Annotated in this window: 11 protein-coding genes; 5 read left to right on the forward strand and 6 right to left on the reverse strand. The window is 74.1% G+C overall.

From position 1 onward, the window contains the following. Nucleotides 1-141: 141 nt before the first annotated feature. Complete coding sequence (locus tag ACQ9ZG_RS28825; RefSeq protein WP_028418581.1) at nucleotides 142-939, forward strand: restriction endonuclease; 798 nt, start codon at nucleotides 142-144, stop codon at nucleotides 937-939. Here ACQ9ZG_RS28825 and ACQ9ZG_RS28830 read toward each other — a convergent pair. Then, nucleotides 926-1,741, reverse strand: coding sequence for a TetR family transcriptional regulator (locus ACQ9ZG_RS28830; protein ID WP_018491847.1), 816 nt, complete (start codon nucleotides 1,739-1,741; stop codon nucleotides 926-928). The two genes, ACQ9ZG_RS28825 and ACQ9ZG_RS28830, sit on opposite strands and share 14 nt — an antisense overlap. Nucleotides 1,742-1,832: 91 nt before the next feature. Continuing rightward, the gene (locus tag ACQ9ZG_RS28835; protein WP_109916973.1) at nucleotides 1,833-3,614 is read right to left on the reverse strand and encodes a 3-hydroxyacyl-CoA dehydrogenase family protein; all 1,782 of its coding nucleotides are present in this window, start codon (nucleotides 3,612-3,614) and stop codon (nucleotides 1,833-1,835) included. A gap of 336 nt (nucleotides 3,615-3,950) precedes the next feature. Here ACQ9ZG_RS28835 and ACQ9ZG_RS28840 point away from each other — a divergent pair, with 336 nt between their 5' ends. Further along, nucleotides 3,951-4,604: an adenylosuccinate lyase gene (locus ACQ9ZG_RS28840; protein ID WP_499281366.1), complete on the forward strand. Its 654-nt coding sequence runs from the start codon at nucleotides 3,951-3,953 to the stop codon at nucleotides 4,602-4,604. A 27-nt stretch (nucleotides 4,605-4,631) separates the two neighbouring features. Here ACQ9ZG_RS28840 and ACQ9ZG_RS28845 read toward each other — a convergent pair whose 3' ends face one another. Both ACQ9ZG_RS28845 and ACQ9ZG_RS28850 read right to left on the reverse strand, forming a co-directional pair. After that, nucleotides 4,632-6,224, reverse strand: a complete 1,593-nt coding sequence (locus ACQ9ZG_RS28845) for an alpha/beta hydrolase (RefSeq protein WP_499281367.1) — start codon at nucleotides 6,222-6,224, stop codon at nucleotides 4,632-4,634. 201 nt (nucleotides 6,225-6,425) lie between these two features. Further along, nucleotides 6,426-7,472, reverse strand: a complete 1,047-nt coding sequence (locus ACQ9ZG_RS28850) for an Rv2578c family radical SAM protein (protein WP_499281368.1) — start codon at nucleotides 7,470-7,472, stop codon at nucleotides 6,426-6,428. Between the two features lie 149 nt (nucleotides 7,473-7,621). Here ACQ9ZG_RS28850 and ACQ9ZG_RS28855 point away from each other — a divergent pair, with 149 nt between their 5' ends. Both ACQ9ZG_RS28855 and ACQ9ZG_RS28860 read left to right on the forward strand, forming a co-directional pair. Next, the gene (locus ACQ9ZG_RS28855) at nucleotides 7,622-8,065 is read left to right on the forward strand and encodes an SRPBCC family protein (protein ID WP_109917034.1); all 444 of its coding nucleotides are present in this window, start codon (nucleotides 7,622-7,624) and stop codon (nucleotides 8,063-8,065) included. Between the two features lie 254 nt (nucleotides 8,066-8,319). After that, nucleotides 8,320-10,740, forward strand: coding sequence for an MFS transporter (locus ACQ9ZG_RS28860; RefSeq protein ID WP_109917035.1), 2,421 nt, complete (start codon nucleotides 8,320-8,322; stop codon nucleotides 10,738-10,740). Between the two features lie 192 nt (nucleotides 10,741-10,932). Here the strand turns inward: ACQ9ZG_RS28860 and ACQ9ZG_RS28865 are convergent, their stop codons facing one another. Further along, nucleotides 10,933-11,844 carry a LysR family transcriptional regulator gene (locus ACQ9ZG_RS28865; protein WP_499281369.1) on the reverse strand — a complete coding sequence of 304 codons (912 nt, stop codon included), beginning with the start codon at nucleotides 11,842-11,844 and terminating at the stop codon, nucleotides 10,933-10,935. 118 nt (nucleotides 11,845-11,962) lie between these two features. On the opposite strand from ACQ9ZG_RS28865, the gene ACQ9ZG_RS28870 reads away from it, so the two are divergent. Further along, complete coding sequence (locus ACQ9ZG_RS28870) at nucleotides 11,963-12,949, forward strand: aldo/keto reductase (RefSeq protein ID WP_028418588.1); 987 nt, start codon at nucleotides 11,963-11,965, stop codon at nucleotides 12,947-12,949. Between the two features lie 6 nt (nucleotides 12,950-12,955). Here ACQ9ZG_RS28870 and ACQ9ZG_RS28875 read toward each other — a convergent pair whose 3' ends face one another. Further along, nucleotides 12,956-14,386 (reverse strand): alpha/beta hydrolase, encoded by a 1,431-nt coding sequence (locus ACQ9ZG_RS28875; protein ID WP_499281645.1) that lies wholly within the window; start codon nucleotides 14,384-14,386, stop codon nucleotides 12,956-12,958. Between the last annotated feature and the right edge of the window lie 37 nt (nucleotides 14,387-14,423).

A 14,423-nucleotide genomic window follows, 5' to 3' on the forward strand; every position in this document is an offset into this window, starting at 1 on the left:
CGGCGCCCGGCGGACCAGTCGTTTTCGGCCGCCGCGCGCGCCGGACGGCGCGCTCCGCATGCGTCGAACGGCCGGCTCGGGGCAGACGGCCGAGAACGGATGATCTTGGAAGCCGCAGTGCGGAACAGGGGTGGGAGACCGATGGCGATACCGATCCGCAGAGACGGCGTCCGGAGCGGGCGCGGCCCCTTCGACCTCCGGCGCACCACCTTCGGCTTCGCCCTGGTCGCGCTGGTCCTCGCGGGTGGCGGCATGGCCCTGCGGGCCGCCTGGCGCAGCGCCGGACGCCACCCGGTCGCCGCCGTGCTCGTGGTCGGCCTGCTCCTGGCCGCCGCCCTGGTCGTGTTCCGCCGCCGCCGCCGGGCCCGGCGGGTCGCGGAGGCCGTCACGGAGGCCGCGTACGGGATCGTGGACGCGGGGATCGCGGAGCTGGACGCCGCCGAGGAGGCCCGCGCCCAGGCCCGCCCGGCGCCCCCGGAGGCCGCCGGTCCACTCGACTACGCGGAGCTGGACCCGTACGCCTTCGAGGAGGCCGTCGCCGAGCTGTGCCGGCGCGACGGGTGCGCGGACGCCGAGGTGGTGGGCGGCGCCGGGGACCTGGGCGCGGATGTGCTGGCCACCACCCCGGACGGCCGCCGCCTGGTCGTCCAGTGCAAGCGGTACGGTCCGGAGAACCGGGCCGGATCGCAGGACCTCCAGCGGTTCGGCGGCACCTGCTACGCCGTGCACGGGGCGGACATCGCGCTCGTCGTCTCCACCGGAGGCTTCACCGAGCCCGCGCTCGACTACGCCGAGCGGTGCGGCATCCTCTGCTACGGCCCCGAGGAGCTGGCCGCCTGGAGCGAGGGCGGCGCACCGCCGCCCTGGGACGCCACCGGGGAGGCACCGCCGTCCTGGCCCCCCGGCGAAGAGCCGACCGTCCCGCTCAGCGCTCCTTGAGCGCCTGCTGGATCGTTCGCATGACCTCGTCCAGCGGGGCGTCCGTACGGGCCACCGCGACCAGCACCTCGCCCTCGGCCGCCACGGTCGCCGCCGGGGCCCTGGTGGCATCGGCCGGGGCGGTCCGGCCCGCCCCGATCCCGGTGCCGAAGGTCTCCCGCACGATGGCGAAGGCCCGGTCGAGCTGGGCCTCCACATCACCCTGGCCGCCCGCCCGCAGCCAGCGGCGCAGTACGTGGTTGTGCGCGGTGACCACGGCGGACGCGGCCACCTCCGCCAGCAGCGGGTCGTCGTTGCCCACGTGGTGGTCGCGCTCGTCGAAGTGGCCCAGGAGATAGCGGGTGAACAGCCGCTCGTAGCGGGCCACCGACGCGATCTCGGCCTCCCGGAGGGTGGGTACCTCACGGGTCAGTTTGTAACGGGCCACGGAGACGGCGGGTTTGGCCGCGTACATCTTCATGACCTCCTTGATGCCGCGGCACACGGTGTCGAGCGGATGCTCGTGCGCGGGGGCGGCGTTGAGGACGGCCTCGGCCCTGACGAGGGTGTCGTCATGGTCCGGGAAGATCGCCTCCTCCTTGGAGCGGAAGTGGCGGAAGAAGGTCCGCCGGGCGACGCCCGCGGCGCCCGCGATCTCGTCGACGGTCGTCGCCTCGTACCCCTTCGTGGCGAAGAGCTCCATCGCGGCAGCGGCCAGTTCGCGGCGCATCTTGAGCCGTTGGGCGGCGGCGCGCGACCCCGCGGCGGTCTCCGGGGCGTCGGGCGCGGCGGTGGCACGGGGTGACTTGGCGGGCTGGGACATGGCATGAACGTAACGCATCGGTGCAGGAGAGCGCGCCTTCGGGGGCGGGGAGCCGGAGGGTCCCAGCAGCCCGCCCCACCCGGCCCCCGGGTCAGCGACGGGCATATTCGCGGAAGCCCCGGCCCGTCTTGCGGCCGAGGCAGCCCGCGGCCACCAGGTGCTCCAGCAGCGGCGCGGGGGCGAGCCCCGGGTCGCGGAACTCCTTGTGCAGCACCTTCTCGATGGCGAGGGAGACATCGAGCCCGACGACGTCCAGCAGTTCGAACGGGCCCATCGGGTAGCCGCCGCCCAGCTTCATGGCCGCGTCGATGTCGTCCAGCGAGGCGTAGTGCTCCTCGACCATCTTGATCGCGTTGTTGAGGTACGGGAACAGCAGGGCGTTGACGATGAACCCGGCCCGGTCCCCGCAGTCCACCGGGTGCTTGCGGATCTTCGCGCAGACCGCGCGGACCGTGGCGTGGACGTCGTCGGCGGTCAGGACCGTACGGACGACCTCCACCAGCTTCATCGCGGGCGCCGGGTTGAAGAAGTGCATCCCGACGACGTCCTCGGGCCGGGCGGTGGCCCGGGCGATCGCGACGACCGGCAGGGACGAGGTGGTGGTGGCGAGGACCGCGCCCGGCCGGCAGACCTTGTCCAGGGTCGCGAAGAGCTGCTGCTTGATCTCCAGGTCCTCCGCGACCGCCTCCACGGCGAGGTCGACCTCCGCGAAGGCGTCCAGCGAACCGGCCGCCGTGATCCGCCCCAGCGTCTCGTCGCGGGCCTCCGCCGTCAGCCGCCCCTTGCCGACCGAACGCTCCAGCGACTTCGCGATCCGGCCCTTGGCGATGTCCGCCTTCTCCTGGCCGCGGGCGGCCAGGACCACGGTGTACCCGGCCTTGGCGAAGACCTCCGCGATCCCGGAGGCCATGGTCCCGGAGCCCGCGACGCCGACGGAGGCGACGGAGCGCCCCTCGCCGGCGGCCGCTCCGGCGGACGGGGTGAGCGCGTCGGGCACGACGGTCTGGCTGCCCGGGGCCTCGTACGTGTAGAAGCCGCGCCCGGCCTTGCGCCCGGTCAGCCCGGCCTCGCTGAGCTGGCCGAGGACGGGGGCGGGGGCGTGGAGGCGGTCGTGCGAGGCGGAGTACATGGCCTCCAGGACCGTCCGGGCGGTGTCGATGCCGATCAGGTCCAGCAGGGCGAGCGGGCCCATGGGCAGCCCGCAGCCGAGCTTCATCGCCGCGTCGATGTCCTCCCGGGAGGCGTAGTTGGCCTCGTACATCGCGGCGGCCTGGTTGAGGTAGCCGAAGAGCAGCCCGTCCGCGACGAACCCGGGCCGGTCCCCGACCGCGACCGGCTCCTTGCCCAGCTCCCGGGCCAGCCTGGTGACGGTCTCCACGGCGGGCGGCGCGGTGAGCACCGAGGAGACGACCTCGACCAGCTTCATCGCGGGTGCCGGGTTGAAGAAGTGCAGGCCGAGCACGCGCTCGGGGTGCTGCGACTCCGCGGCGAGCCGGGTGACGGACAGGGCGTTCGTGCCGGTGGCGAGGATCGCGGTGGGCGCGACGATCCCGTCCAGCTCGCGGAACACCTGCTGCTTGAGCTCGTACGACTCCGGCACGACCTCGATGACCAGCTCGGCGTCGGCGGCGGCCGCGAGGGCGCCGGAGGTACGGAACCGGGCCAGCGCCCCGGCCCGCTCCTGCTCGGTGATCCGTCCGCGCGCGACGGCCCGTGCGGTGGAGGCTTCGAGGGAGGTGACGGCCTGCCGGGCGGCCGCCTCGCTGATGTCGATGCCGATGACCTCGCGGCCGGCGAGGGCCAGGACCTCGGCGATGCCGGTGCCCATGGTGCCGAGACCGACGACGGCAATGGTGGAGAGCGGGGTGTCCATCACGGGACTCCAGGGTGAGTGACGACTGTGGGAGCAGGCGCGCGCGGCGATGAGGGAGCGGCGCGTGGCATGCGTGATGCGTGTCGTGGAGCGCGGGGCCGGGGGCGCTGGAGCACGCCCGGCCGGGAGGGGTGACGGACTCTGTCCCGGAGTCGCGTCGCACTGGTTACTGCCGAACCGACAAGCACTCCGGGTGGCTGCGTCACCAGGCCACCGGAGCTTGCGGGGGAGTGTGTTCCCGCTCAGATGAGATTAACCGGCGAGTAACGAGCGCGCCACCCCTGGGTCGTTGTGCGCTGGACCACATCGGCTCAACGCTCCCGTCCCGTACGGAGCGTGTGCATGGATACGCTGAGCGTCATGGATGAGGAGCTGCGCTCGCTGATGGACCGGCTGCGGGACGAGGCGGCGGCCGGTCCGCCGGACCCGGCCGCGGACGGCCCGGCCGCGCCGGACCCGGCCGCCGACGGCCCGGCCGCGTACGACCTGCTGGTGGCCACCGACGACCACGAGGTGCTGGCCCGGGTCCTGGTCGAGCCGGGGAGGCCGCTCTGGGCCCGGGAGATCGCGGCCTTCCGGCTCGGCTGCGCGGGCGACCGCAGGGCCTTCGAGGCGCTGGTCCTCCTGCTCAACCACCGCGACCCGGAACGCTGCGTCTCCGCCGCCCATGCCCTGGCCCGCCTGAACGACCCCCGCACCCCCCGGGCCGCCGCCGCGCTCGCCACCAACGCCCTGCGCACCGCGTACGCCGTGCACCCGGTGCGCCTGCTCACCACCCTGCGCGCCCCCGAGGCGGTCCCCGCCCTGGTCGCCACCCTCCAGCGCCTCCTGGCCCCCGGCGACCCGCACGGGCATGTGGCCCTGGCCTGCGTGGAGGGCCTCGGCCACCTGGGAGACCCCCGCGCCCGCCCGGTCCTCACGGCGGCCCTTCCGCACCCGCGCCTGGGCAGGGCGGCGGCGGAGGCGCTCAGCCGGCTGCCGGGGGAGTGAGACGGGCGCCGGGGCGGCGGCCGGGGCTCAGTGGCGCGGCCCCAGCAATCCGTGCAGGCGGCTGCCCGTGCTGTTGTCCACCGACTGGGCCGCCGCCTTCGCGGCCGGCAGCGGCTTCGGGTCCGGCAGCGCCGCGCAGACCGCGTCGGCCTCGTCCGTGCCCCGCCCGCGCGGGACGGTCCCGTCGGTCAGATAGGCCGTCAGGTGCTTGTCCAGGCAGGCGTTGCCGCTCAGGGTGATGCCGTGGTTGCCGCCGCCCTCCTCCACCACGAAGCTGGACCCCTTGAGCTTGCGGTGCATGGAGACCGCGCCCGCGTACGGGGTCGCCGCGTCGCCCGTCGCCTGGAGGATCAGGGTTGCCGGGAGGCGGTGGTTGGTGACGTCGACCGGGGTGAGCGGGGCCACCGGCCAGGAGGCGCACGGCGCGTTGTACCAGGTGTTGTTCCAGGTCATGAAGGGCGCCTTGGCGTGGATCCGGCGGGCGTCGTGGCGCCAGGCCGACCAGTGCCGGGGCCAGCCCGCGTCGCGGCACTGGACGGCGGTGTAGACGGAGTAGCTGTTGCCGCCGCCGGGGCCGGTGGCGCCGAAGTTGTCGTACGCCGTCACCAGGGCCTCGGTGTCCCGGTCGTTGACGTACGCGGCGAACGCCTCGGCCAGGTAGGGCCAGTAGCCGTTGTAGTAGCCGCCGGGCAGGAAGGTGTCCTCCAGCTCGCTCGCCCCGACCCTGCCGCCCGCCGGCTCGGCCGCCACGGCCGCCCGCATCCGGTACCAGGCGGCCTCGACCCCGGCCGGGTCCGTGCCGAGCCCGTACACCGCGTCGTGCCGCGCCACCCAGGCCGCGAACGCCTTGTGGCGGTCGTCGAACGCGTAGTCCTGGTTCAGGTTGCCCTGGTACCAGACGTCGTCCGGGCCGACCACCGAGTCCAGGACCAGGCGCCGCACCCGCTCCGGGTGCAGCTTCGCGTAGACGGCGCCCAGATACGTACCGTACGAGTAGCCGAAGTAGTTGATCTTCTCCGCGCCCAGCGCCCGGCGGATCACGTCGAGGTCCTTCGCCGCGCTGACGGTGTCCATGTACGGCAGCACGTCGCCGTGCTTCTCGCCGCAGGCGCGGGCGAACGCGGCGGCCCGGTCGCGGTTGATCCGCTCGTCCCGCAGGGAGGCGGGCACCGAGTCGGGGCGCACGGGATCGGCGTGGCCCGGCAGGCAGTCCAGCCGCGGGCTGCTCCTGCCGACCCCGCGCGGGTCGAACCCGATCACGTCGTACTGCGATGCCACCTTCTCCGGCAGCGCCGACGCCACGAACCCGGCCATCGACAGTCCGCTGCCGCCGGGACCGCCCGGGTTGACGAGCAGCGGGCCCTGGAAGGCCTTGGCCGTGTGCGGGATACGGGAGAGGGCGAGGGTGATCTTCCGGCCCGACGGGTTCGCGTGGTCCAGCGGGGTGGTGACCTTCGCGCACTGGAGCGTCGGATGGTTCTCCGTCGGACAGCCTGTCCAGGTGAGCCCCGGGGCGGGCGGTGTGCTCGCCGGGGAAGCGGCGGCCGGGGCCGGAGCGGCGGCCAGCAGACCGGCGACCGTCGCACCGGCGGCGACCAGAATTCCTGCACGTTTCGTCATGGGGCCTCCCGAGGTGGAGGGGACGCGGCGGCCGACGGCCGGTCCCCGGCCGCATGCTCCCCGAGATCACCCGGCCGGGGCCGATTCCGCGCGGAATCGACCCGTACGGTCACGCCATCGGCCCTGCGGAAGGGGCCCCGGGGAGGCAAACTGCGCGGGGAGGTGCCTTGCGCAGGGGGTGCCCTGCGGTAGTCGCCCCCGTCACAGGAGGGTGAGCTGCGTCGGCCCCTGCTCCTCCGCCGGCTCCCCCTCCTCCGCCCTCCGCGCCGGCGCGACGCGCCGTGACCCGCCCCGGTGCGCCGGGCCGATCCCGAACTCGTCCGCCAGCTCGTGGACCTGACGCGTGATCCGGCGCTGGTACCACGTGGGCGCGTACGCCCCGTCCCCGTACATCCGCTCGTACCGCTCCACCAGGTGCGGATGGTGCAGGCCCAGCCAGCGCAGGTACCACTCGCGGGCGCCGGGGCGCAGATGCAGGACGAGCGGGGTCACCGAGACCGCCCCGGCCGCCGCGATCGCGGAGACCGTGGCGCGCAGCTGCTCCGGGGTGTCGCCGAGGAAGGGGATGACGGGCGCCATCAGGACCGAGCAGCCGATCCCGGCCTCCGCCAGCGTGTGGACGGTGTCGAGGCGGCGGCCGGGGGAGGGCGTGCCGGGTTCGACCGTGCGCCACAGCTCGCGGTCGGTGAAGCCGACGGAGACCGAGACGCCGACCTCGGTGACCTCGGCGGCCTGCCGCAGCAGCTCCAGGTCCCGCAGGATCAGCGTGCCCTTCGTCAGGATCGAGAAGGGGTTCGCCCGGTCGCGCAGGGCGGAGATGATGCCCGGCATGAGCCGGTAGCGGCCCTCCGCCCGCTGGTAGCAGTCGACGTTGGTGCCCATCGCGATGTGCTCGCCCCGCCAGTGCCGGGAGGCCAGCTCGCGCCGGAGCAGATCGGGCGCGTTGGTCTTGACGACGATCTGGGAGTCGAAGCCGACGCCGGTGTCGAGGTCCAGATAGCTGTGGGTCTTGCGGGCGAAGCAGTAGACGCAGGCGTGCGAGCAGCCCCGGTAGGGGTTCACCGTCCATTCGAACGGCATCCGCGAGGCCCCGGGCACCCGGTTCAGGATCGAACGGGCCCGGACCTCGTGGAAGGTGATGCCCCGGAACTCCGGGGTGTCGAAGGTGCGCGTGGTCACCGCGTCCGCGGCGAAGAGCGCGCTGTTGCCGGTCATGGGGCGGTTTTCGGCCAGATTGTCCCAGCGCATGGACGCCTCCTCGGTAGCACTGGCGACAGAATAGAACACCTGTTCCCATGATCGTGCGAGCCGGCCCTCCGGACCCGATTTTGAGCGGCCGTACCCGAGGTGGTTGGCTCAGCTCACCCCCCGAACTACGGACTGCTGGAGGAACAGCCATGGCGCAGGTCGAGGCCACCACGGAGCGGATCATCTCGGCGGACGCGGAGACGGTGTTCGACGCGCTGGCCGACTACAAGGACGTCCGCGGCAAGGTGCTGACCGCGCACTTCAGCGAGTACGAGGTCCGCGAGGGCGGCGACGGCGAGGGCACCCTCGTGCACTGGAAGCTCCAGGCCACCAGCAAGCGGGTCCGCGACTGCCTGCTGGAGGTCACCGAGCCGACCGACGGTCAGCTCGTCGAGAAGGACCGCAACTCCTCGATGGTCACCACCTGGACCGTCACCCCGGCCGGTGAGGGCGAGTCCAAGGCCGTCGTCACCACCGTCTGGGACGGCGCGGGCGGCATCGGCGGCTTCTTCGAGCGGACCTTCGCCCCCAAGGGCCTCGGCCGGATCTACGACGAGCTGCTCCAGAACCTCGCCGCCCAGGTCGAGAAGTAGGACGTACGCGCGTGGGGGCCGGGCCGTCGAACGGCCCGGCCCCGTCGCTCGGCCGCCCTCACCGGAACGAGTGGTTTTCCGGGGCGGCCGGTGGTGCGCCGTAGTGGCTCCGACCGGCGCATAAGCCCTCCGTGCGCGCCCTGCGCGCCCCTGGTCACGTTTGCCCCGCCTTGCCGCGCGATGCGACAAATGGGCGGCGCGAATGCGTGCGACAGACGCGTGCGCCGGGTGCGTACGACGGAGGGGAGCGTTACGTGGTGGGCGGTATCACGCTGCTGAAGGACGGGCCGGACGGTACGGCCGCATCCGCCGGGGAGCCGCCCCCCTCACCGCCGGCCCCGCCCGCGCCCCCGGCCGCCGACGCGATCAGCCCCCGCCGGATCCGGATGGTCTTCCTCGGGCTGATGCTCACCCTGCTCCTCGCGGCGCTCGACCAGATGATCGTCGCCACCGCCCTGCCGAAGATCGTCGGGGAGCTGCACGGCCTGGAGAAGATGTCCTGGGCGGTCACCGCCTACCTCCTCGCCTCCACCATCGTCCTGCCGCTCTACGGCAAGCTCGGCGACCTCTTCGGCCGCAAGGGCGTCTTCCAGTTCGCCATCGTCGTCTTCGTCATCGGCTCCGCGCTGGCCGGCTGGTCGCGGACCATGGACGAGCTGATCGCCTTCCGGGCCCTCCAGGGCATCGGCGGCGGCGGGCTCATGATCGGCGTCCAGGCGATCATCGCGGACATCGTGCCGCCCCGGGAGCGCGGCCGCTACATGGGCCTCATCGGCGCGGTCTTCGGCCTCGCCTCGGTCGCCGGGCCGCTGCTCGGCGGCTTCTTCACCGACCATGCCTCCTGGCGCTGGTGCTTCTACATCAACGTGCCGTTCGGGCTCGTCACGTTCGCCGTGATCGCCGTCGTGCTGAAGCTCCCGAAGCCCGCCGTACGGCCCCGACTCGACGTGCTGGGCGCGGTGTTGCTGGCCGCCGCCTCCACCTGCCTGGTCCTGGTGACCAGCTGGGGCGGTACGGAGTACGCCTGGGGCTCGCGCACGATCCTCGGCCTCACGGCGGGGGCCGTCGTCACGACGCTGCTCTTCGTCGCCGTCGAGCACCGGGCGGCCGAACCCATCATCCCGCTCCGGCTGTTCCGGGACTCGATCTTCAACGTCACCGGTCTGATCGGCGCGGTCATCGGCATCGCGCTCTTCGGTGCCGCCAGCTATCTGCCCACCTACCTCCAGATGGTCGACGGGGCCAGCGCCACCGAGTCCGGGCTGCTGATGCTCCCGATGATGCTCGGCATCGTGGGCGGCTCCATCGTCTCCGGCCAGCTCATCACCCGTACCGGCCGCTACCGGATCTACCCCATCGTCGGCGGCGCCGTCTCCGTCGTCGGCATGTGGCTGCTCTCGGGGCTGGAGGCGGGCACCTCCCGGCTGGAGTACAGCCTCTGGCAGGCCGTCCTCGGCACCGGCATCGGGCTGGTCATGTCGGTGCTCGTGCTCGCCGTGCAGAACTCCGTACGCCCCGCCGACCTCGGCACCGCCACCAGCGCCAACAACTACTTCCGGCAGATCGGCGGCAGCGTCGGCGCCGCCGTCTTCGGGACCCTGTTCGCAGGACGGCTCTCCGACGCCCTCGGCGTCCGCCTGCCCACCGGCGTCGAGCTGCCCCCGCCCGAGTCGATCACCCCGCAGCTCGTCCACGCGATGGAGCCCGCGCTCCGCGACGCCTACATCCAGGCGTACGTCGACGCGATGCCGCGCATCTTCCTCTACCTCGTGCCGGTGCTCGTTCTCGGCCTGATCCTCGCCTTCTTCCTCAAGGAGAAACCGCTGGTGTCCCACCACAGCCCCGAAGCGGCCACCGAGCCCACGCCGATCCCCGCCGCCCGCGCCACCCCTCCGCAGCCGGCCGTCGGCCACCTCTCCGGCGTGCCCGTCCGGGGCACCGTCCGGCACCCCGACGGCACCTCGGTGGAGGGGGCCGCCCTCACTCTCATCGACGTCCAGGGGCGGCAGGTGGGCCGCGGGGCCGGCGGCGAGGACGGGCGGTACGCGCTCAGCGTCCCGGGCGCCGGGAACTACGTCCTCATCGCCGCGGCCGGCGGGCACCAGCCCCAGGCCGTCAGCGTCACCGTGGGCGACCGCCCCGTCGAGCTGGACATGGTCCTCGGCGGCGCCGGACGGCTCGCCGGGTCCGTCCTCGCCGCCGACGGGGCGCCCGTCCCGGACGCGGCCGTCACCCTCACCGACGTACGCGGCGAGGTCGTCGCCTCCACCCGCACCGGCCGCGAGGGCGGCTACGTCCTCACCGAACTGGTCGCGGGCGAGTACACCCTGGCCGCCGGTGCCCCCGCCTTCCGCCCCGCCGCCCTCCCGGTCAGCGTCCAGGCGGCCCGCGAGACCCGGCAGGACATCGAGCTGGCGGGCGGGGCCGTACTGCGCGGCATCGTCCGGACGCCCGACGGACGCCCCGTGGAGGACGCCCGGGTCACCCTGCTCGACGCGGCGGGCAACGCGGTGCGCACCCTCACCACCGGCCCCGACGGGGCGTTCCGCTTCGTGGACCTCGCCTCCGGCGAGTACACGGTGATCGCCGCGGGCTACCCGCCCGTCGCCACCGTGCTCCAGGTCGCGGGTGGCGGCCGCACGGAACGCGACCTCCAGCTGGGCCACGAGGACTGAGCCGTACGGGGGCGGGGCGCGGCGGGACCGAGCCGTACGGGGGCGGCCTGGCCCGCCCGTCCGGTCCGGGCTCCGCACGGGCGGTACGGGGGTGGGCCGGCCCCGCGGGTCCGGACCGGGCTCCGCACGGCAGGCGCGCGTCCGGTGCGGACCCCGGGGTGCCGGGCGCGGCGGCCCGGGCTCCCGGTCGGCTCAGCCCGCCTCCGCCGCCCGCGCCCCGTCCTCCCGTACCAGCCGCATCAGCGCCCGCGCCCCGGGGCTCAGGCTCCCCGCCGACGGAAGCACCACCACGCTCTCGTACACCGCCCGCCGTCCGCCCGCGGGGGCCACGCCCACCGCCACCAGCCGGGCGGCCTCCGGCTTGCGGGAGAAGTGGTGCGGCACCACCGCGATCCCCAGCCCCTCCTGGACCAGCTCCAGCAGGCTGTGCACATCGCTCACCTCCAGGCCCACCGTCCGCCGGGCCCCCGCCGCCGCGAACGCCCCGTCCGCCGCCCGCCTCGGCCCCCAGTCCGGGTGGAAGTCGATGAACGACTCGCCCGGCAACTCCTCCCACGCCACCTCGGCCCGCCCCGCGAACCGGTGCCCCGCCGCACAGAGCACCACCATCGGCTCCCGCGCCAGCTCCATCAGCTCCCCGCGCCACTCCGCCGGGTCCACCGTCGCCGCGAACGCCAGGTCGAGCCGCCCCCCGGCCACCCCGTCCAGCAGACTGCTCGTCCCCTCCTGGCGCAGCCTCAGCTCCAGCTGCGGATGGGCCCGGTGGAACGCGGCCAGCAGCCGGGCCGGGCTCACCCCCGCCACGCACTGCTCGACCCCCACCGTCAGCGTCCCGCGCAGCAGCCCCCGTACGGCGTCGACCGCGTCCCGCGCCGCCCGCGCCCCCGCCAGCGTGCGCTCCGCCTCCACCAGCAGCGCCCGCCCGGCCTCGGTGAGCCGGACCGTCCGCGTGGTGCGGCTGAACAGCGGCGTCCGCAGCTCCTGCTCCAGCGCCCGTACGGAGGCGGAGAGCCCGGACTGCGAGACGGCGAGGCGCTCGGCGGCCCGGGTGAAGTGCTGCTCCTCGGCGACGGCGACGAAGTGCTCCAGCTGACGCAGTTCCATGATTGAGCAATGTAGGCGATGAATTCGAGCGGAATCTCCTGTTGGACTGCTGGATCGATCTGCGGAAGCCTGGACTCCGTCCCCCGTACGCCCCGGATCTCTCCCGCGGAGCCTGCCCATGTACCTGCCGTCCGCCGACCGCTACTCCGCCATGCCCTACCGGCGCACCGGCCGCAGCGGCCTGATGCTGCCCGCGCTCTCCCTCGGCCTCTGGCACAACTTCGGAGGCGACCGCACCCCCGAGACGCAGGGCGCCATCCTGCGCCGCGCCTTCGACCTCGGCATCACCCACTTCGACCTGGCCAACAACTACGGCCCGCCGCCCGGCTCCGCCGAACTCACCCTGGGCCGCGCCCTCGCCACCGACTTCGCCCGCCTCCGCGACGAGCTGGTCATCTCCACCAAGGCCGGTTACCACATGTGGGACGGGCCGTACGGGGAGTGGGGCTCGCGGAAGTATCTGCGCGCCTCGCTGGACCAGAGCCTGAAGCGCCTGGGCGTGGAGTACGTCGACATCTTCTACTCCCACCGGCCCGACCCCGGCACCCCGCTCGAAGAGACGATGGGCGCGCTCGACACCGCCGTACGCCAGGGCAAGGCGCTCTACGCAGGCCTCTCCAACTACAGCGCCGAGGAGACCCGCGAGGCGGCCGCGATCCTCAAGGACCTCGGCACCCCCCTCCTCATCCACCAGCCCCGCTACTCGATGCTCGACCGCCGCCCCGAGGACGGGCTGCTCACCGCGCTCGACGAGCTGGGTGCCGGCTCGATCGCCTACTCCCCGCTGGAACAGGGCATCCTCACCGACCGCTATCTGAACGGCATCCCGGCCGGCTCCCGCGCGGCGGGGACGAGTCCGTTCCTGACGGCCGACGCGGTCACGCCCGCCCTGGTGGAGCGGCTGCGCGCCCTGGACGCCCTGGCCGGGGAGCGCGGCCAGTCCCTCGCCCAGCTGGCCCTGGCCTGGGTGCTGCGCGGCGGCCGCCTCACCTCGGCCGTGGTCGGGGCGAGCAGCGTCGCGCAGCTGGAGAACAGCGTCCGGGCCGTCGGGAACCTGGAGTTCACCGCGGACGAGCTGGAGCGGATCGAGAAGCTGCTCCCCTGAGGCGGCTCAGGGCGCGATGCCCACCCCGTCGATCCGGCTCCACGCCCGCTCCTGCCCGGCGGTCAGGGCGGGCCAGTGGTGCCCGCCCGGCCGGGGCAGCACCCGGGAGGCGTACGGGGCCGGGGTGAAGGCCGGGTCGTAGAAGCAGCCCGTGCCGTACGCCCGGTCGACGGCCGGGCACGCGGCGGCCAGCGAGCGCGGGGTGGGCCGGTGCCCGGTGCGCGCCCAGCGGTCCAGGGCGGCGATGGAGGTGGCGTACTCGGCGTCGCTGAGCCCGCTGTGCTCGCTCTCGCGCGTGAAGCTCCGGACGAGGAGGTGCGCCCGGCCCGCGCCCCGGAGCGTGGACCGGTAGGCGGACTCGTGCTCCACGAAGGCCGTCGGGTCGCCGATCGCGTGCAGGGTGAGGACGGGGACGGAGACCCGGCCGGTGAGGTCGCTGTCGAAGGAGAGGTCCCGGCGCGCGGAGGGATCGGCCGCGAACCGCTCCACGCCCGCGTTCAGCGCCCGGTCGTCGTGCGAACCCGCGTACCGTACGCCCTGGTTGGAGAAGGGGTTGCGGCCGCCCAGCCGGGTCGACACGATGTCGCGGAAGGTGAAGGTCGCGAACCGCAGATGCGACTCCAGGGCGCGTTCCGGGATGCCGGTGACGGCGAGGATGTCGTCCAGGTTGCGCTGCTGGAGCGGGGTCCTGGCGGCGGGCTCGGCGTCGAACCCGGTGCACTCCCGCAGCCGCGAGCGCAGCCCGGCGGCCGTCATCGTGGAGTCCGGCCGCAGCCCCTGCCAGAGCGGATACTGCGGTTCGGTGGGGCGCGGGTGGTTGCCGCAGTAGTACTGGTAGACCACGCGCAGGTCGACCCGGTAGTCGTAGCCGCGCGAACCCCCGCCCAGCACCCCGTTGGTCAGCAGCACCCCGTCGTACGCCCCCGGTGTGCGGCCGTACGTCTCCGCCGCCTTCGCGGCCACGTTGCCGCCCCAGGACTGGCCGTGCAGATAGGTCCGCCCCGGCCTCCCGAACCGGTCGGTGAAGACCCGGCGCACACTCTCGGTGTCGGCCGCCGCCATCCGCGTACCGTAGCCGCCGCGCCGGTAGGAGGAGCCCGCCCAGGCGTACCCCTCCTTCACCATGACGGCCCAGCGCTCCAGGTCGCCGGTGGAGCGGTCCGGGTCGGATGCCTCGCCCAGGTCGGGGCCGCCGTGGGCGTGGACGACCAGGGAGCCGTTCCAGCGGGTGGGGACGGCGATCGCGTAGTGCGCCCCCTGCGCGTCCCGGCCGGTGTAGCACCGCGCCTTTCCGGCCAGGGCCGAGGGGCAGCCGGCCGCGGTGGGGGCCGTGGGGGCGTCGGCCCGGACCACGGGGGCGTGGGCCGCCGTGGTGAGCAGGGCCGTCGCCAGGAGGCCCGCCACCAGGGCGGAGCGGCGGCGGCCGCGACGGTACAGCGGGGCGGTCGTGCGGGCGGGGACGCGGGGGGTGGGG

Source organism: Streptomyces araujoniae, from assembly GCF_050871195.1.
Taxonomy (GTDB): Bacteria; Actinomycetota; Actinomycetes; order Streptomycetales; family Streptomycetaceae; genus Streptomyces; species Streptomyces bacillaris.

Bases quoted from the DNA above. Each gene is read 5' to 3' on its own strand.
- ACQ9ZG_RS28825 (WP_028418581.1), top strand. From the start codon at position 142: ATGGCGATACCGATCCGCAGAGACGGCGTCCGGAGCGGGCGCGGCCCC.
- ACQ9ZG_RS28830 (WP_018491847.1), bottom strand. From the start codon at position 1,741: ATGTCCCAGCCCGCCAAGTCACCCCGTGCCACCGCCGCGCCCGACGCC.
- ACQ9ZG_RS28835 (WP_109916973.1), bottom strand. From the start codon at position 3,614: ATGGACACCCCGCTCTCCACCATTGCCGTCGTCGGTCTCGGCACCATG.
- ACQ9ZG_RS28845 (WP_499281367.1), bottom strand. From the start codon at position 6,224: ATGACGAAACGTGCAGGAATTCTGGTCGCCGCCGGTGCGACGGTCGCC.
- ACQ9ZG_RS28850 (WP_499281368.1), bottom strand. From the start codon at position 7,472: ATGCGCTGGGACAATCTGGCCGAAAACCGCCCCATGACCGGCAACAGC.
- ACQ9ZG_RS28855 (WP_109917034.1), top strand. From the start codon at position 7,622: ATGGCGCAGGTCGAGGCCACCACGGAGCGGATCATCTCGGCGGACGCG.
- ACQ9ZG_RS28865 (WP_499281369.1), bottom strand. From the start codon at position 11,844: ATGGAACTGCGTCAGCTGGAGCACTTCGTCGCCGTCGCCGAGGAGCAG.
- ACQ9ZG_RS28870 (WP_028418588.1), top strand. From the start codon at position 11,963: ATGTACCTGCCGTCCGCCGACCGCTACTCCGCCATGCCCTACCGGCGC.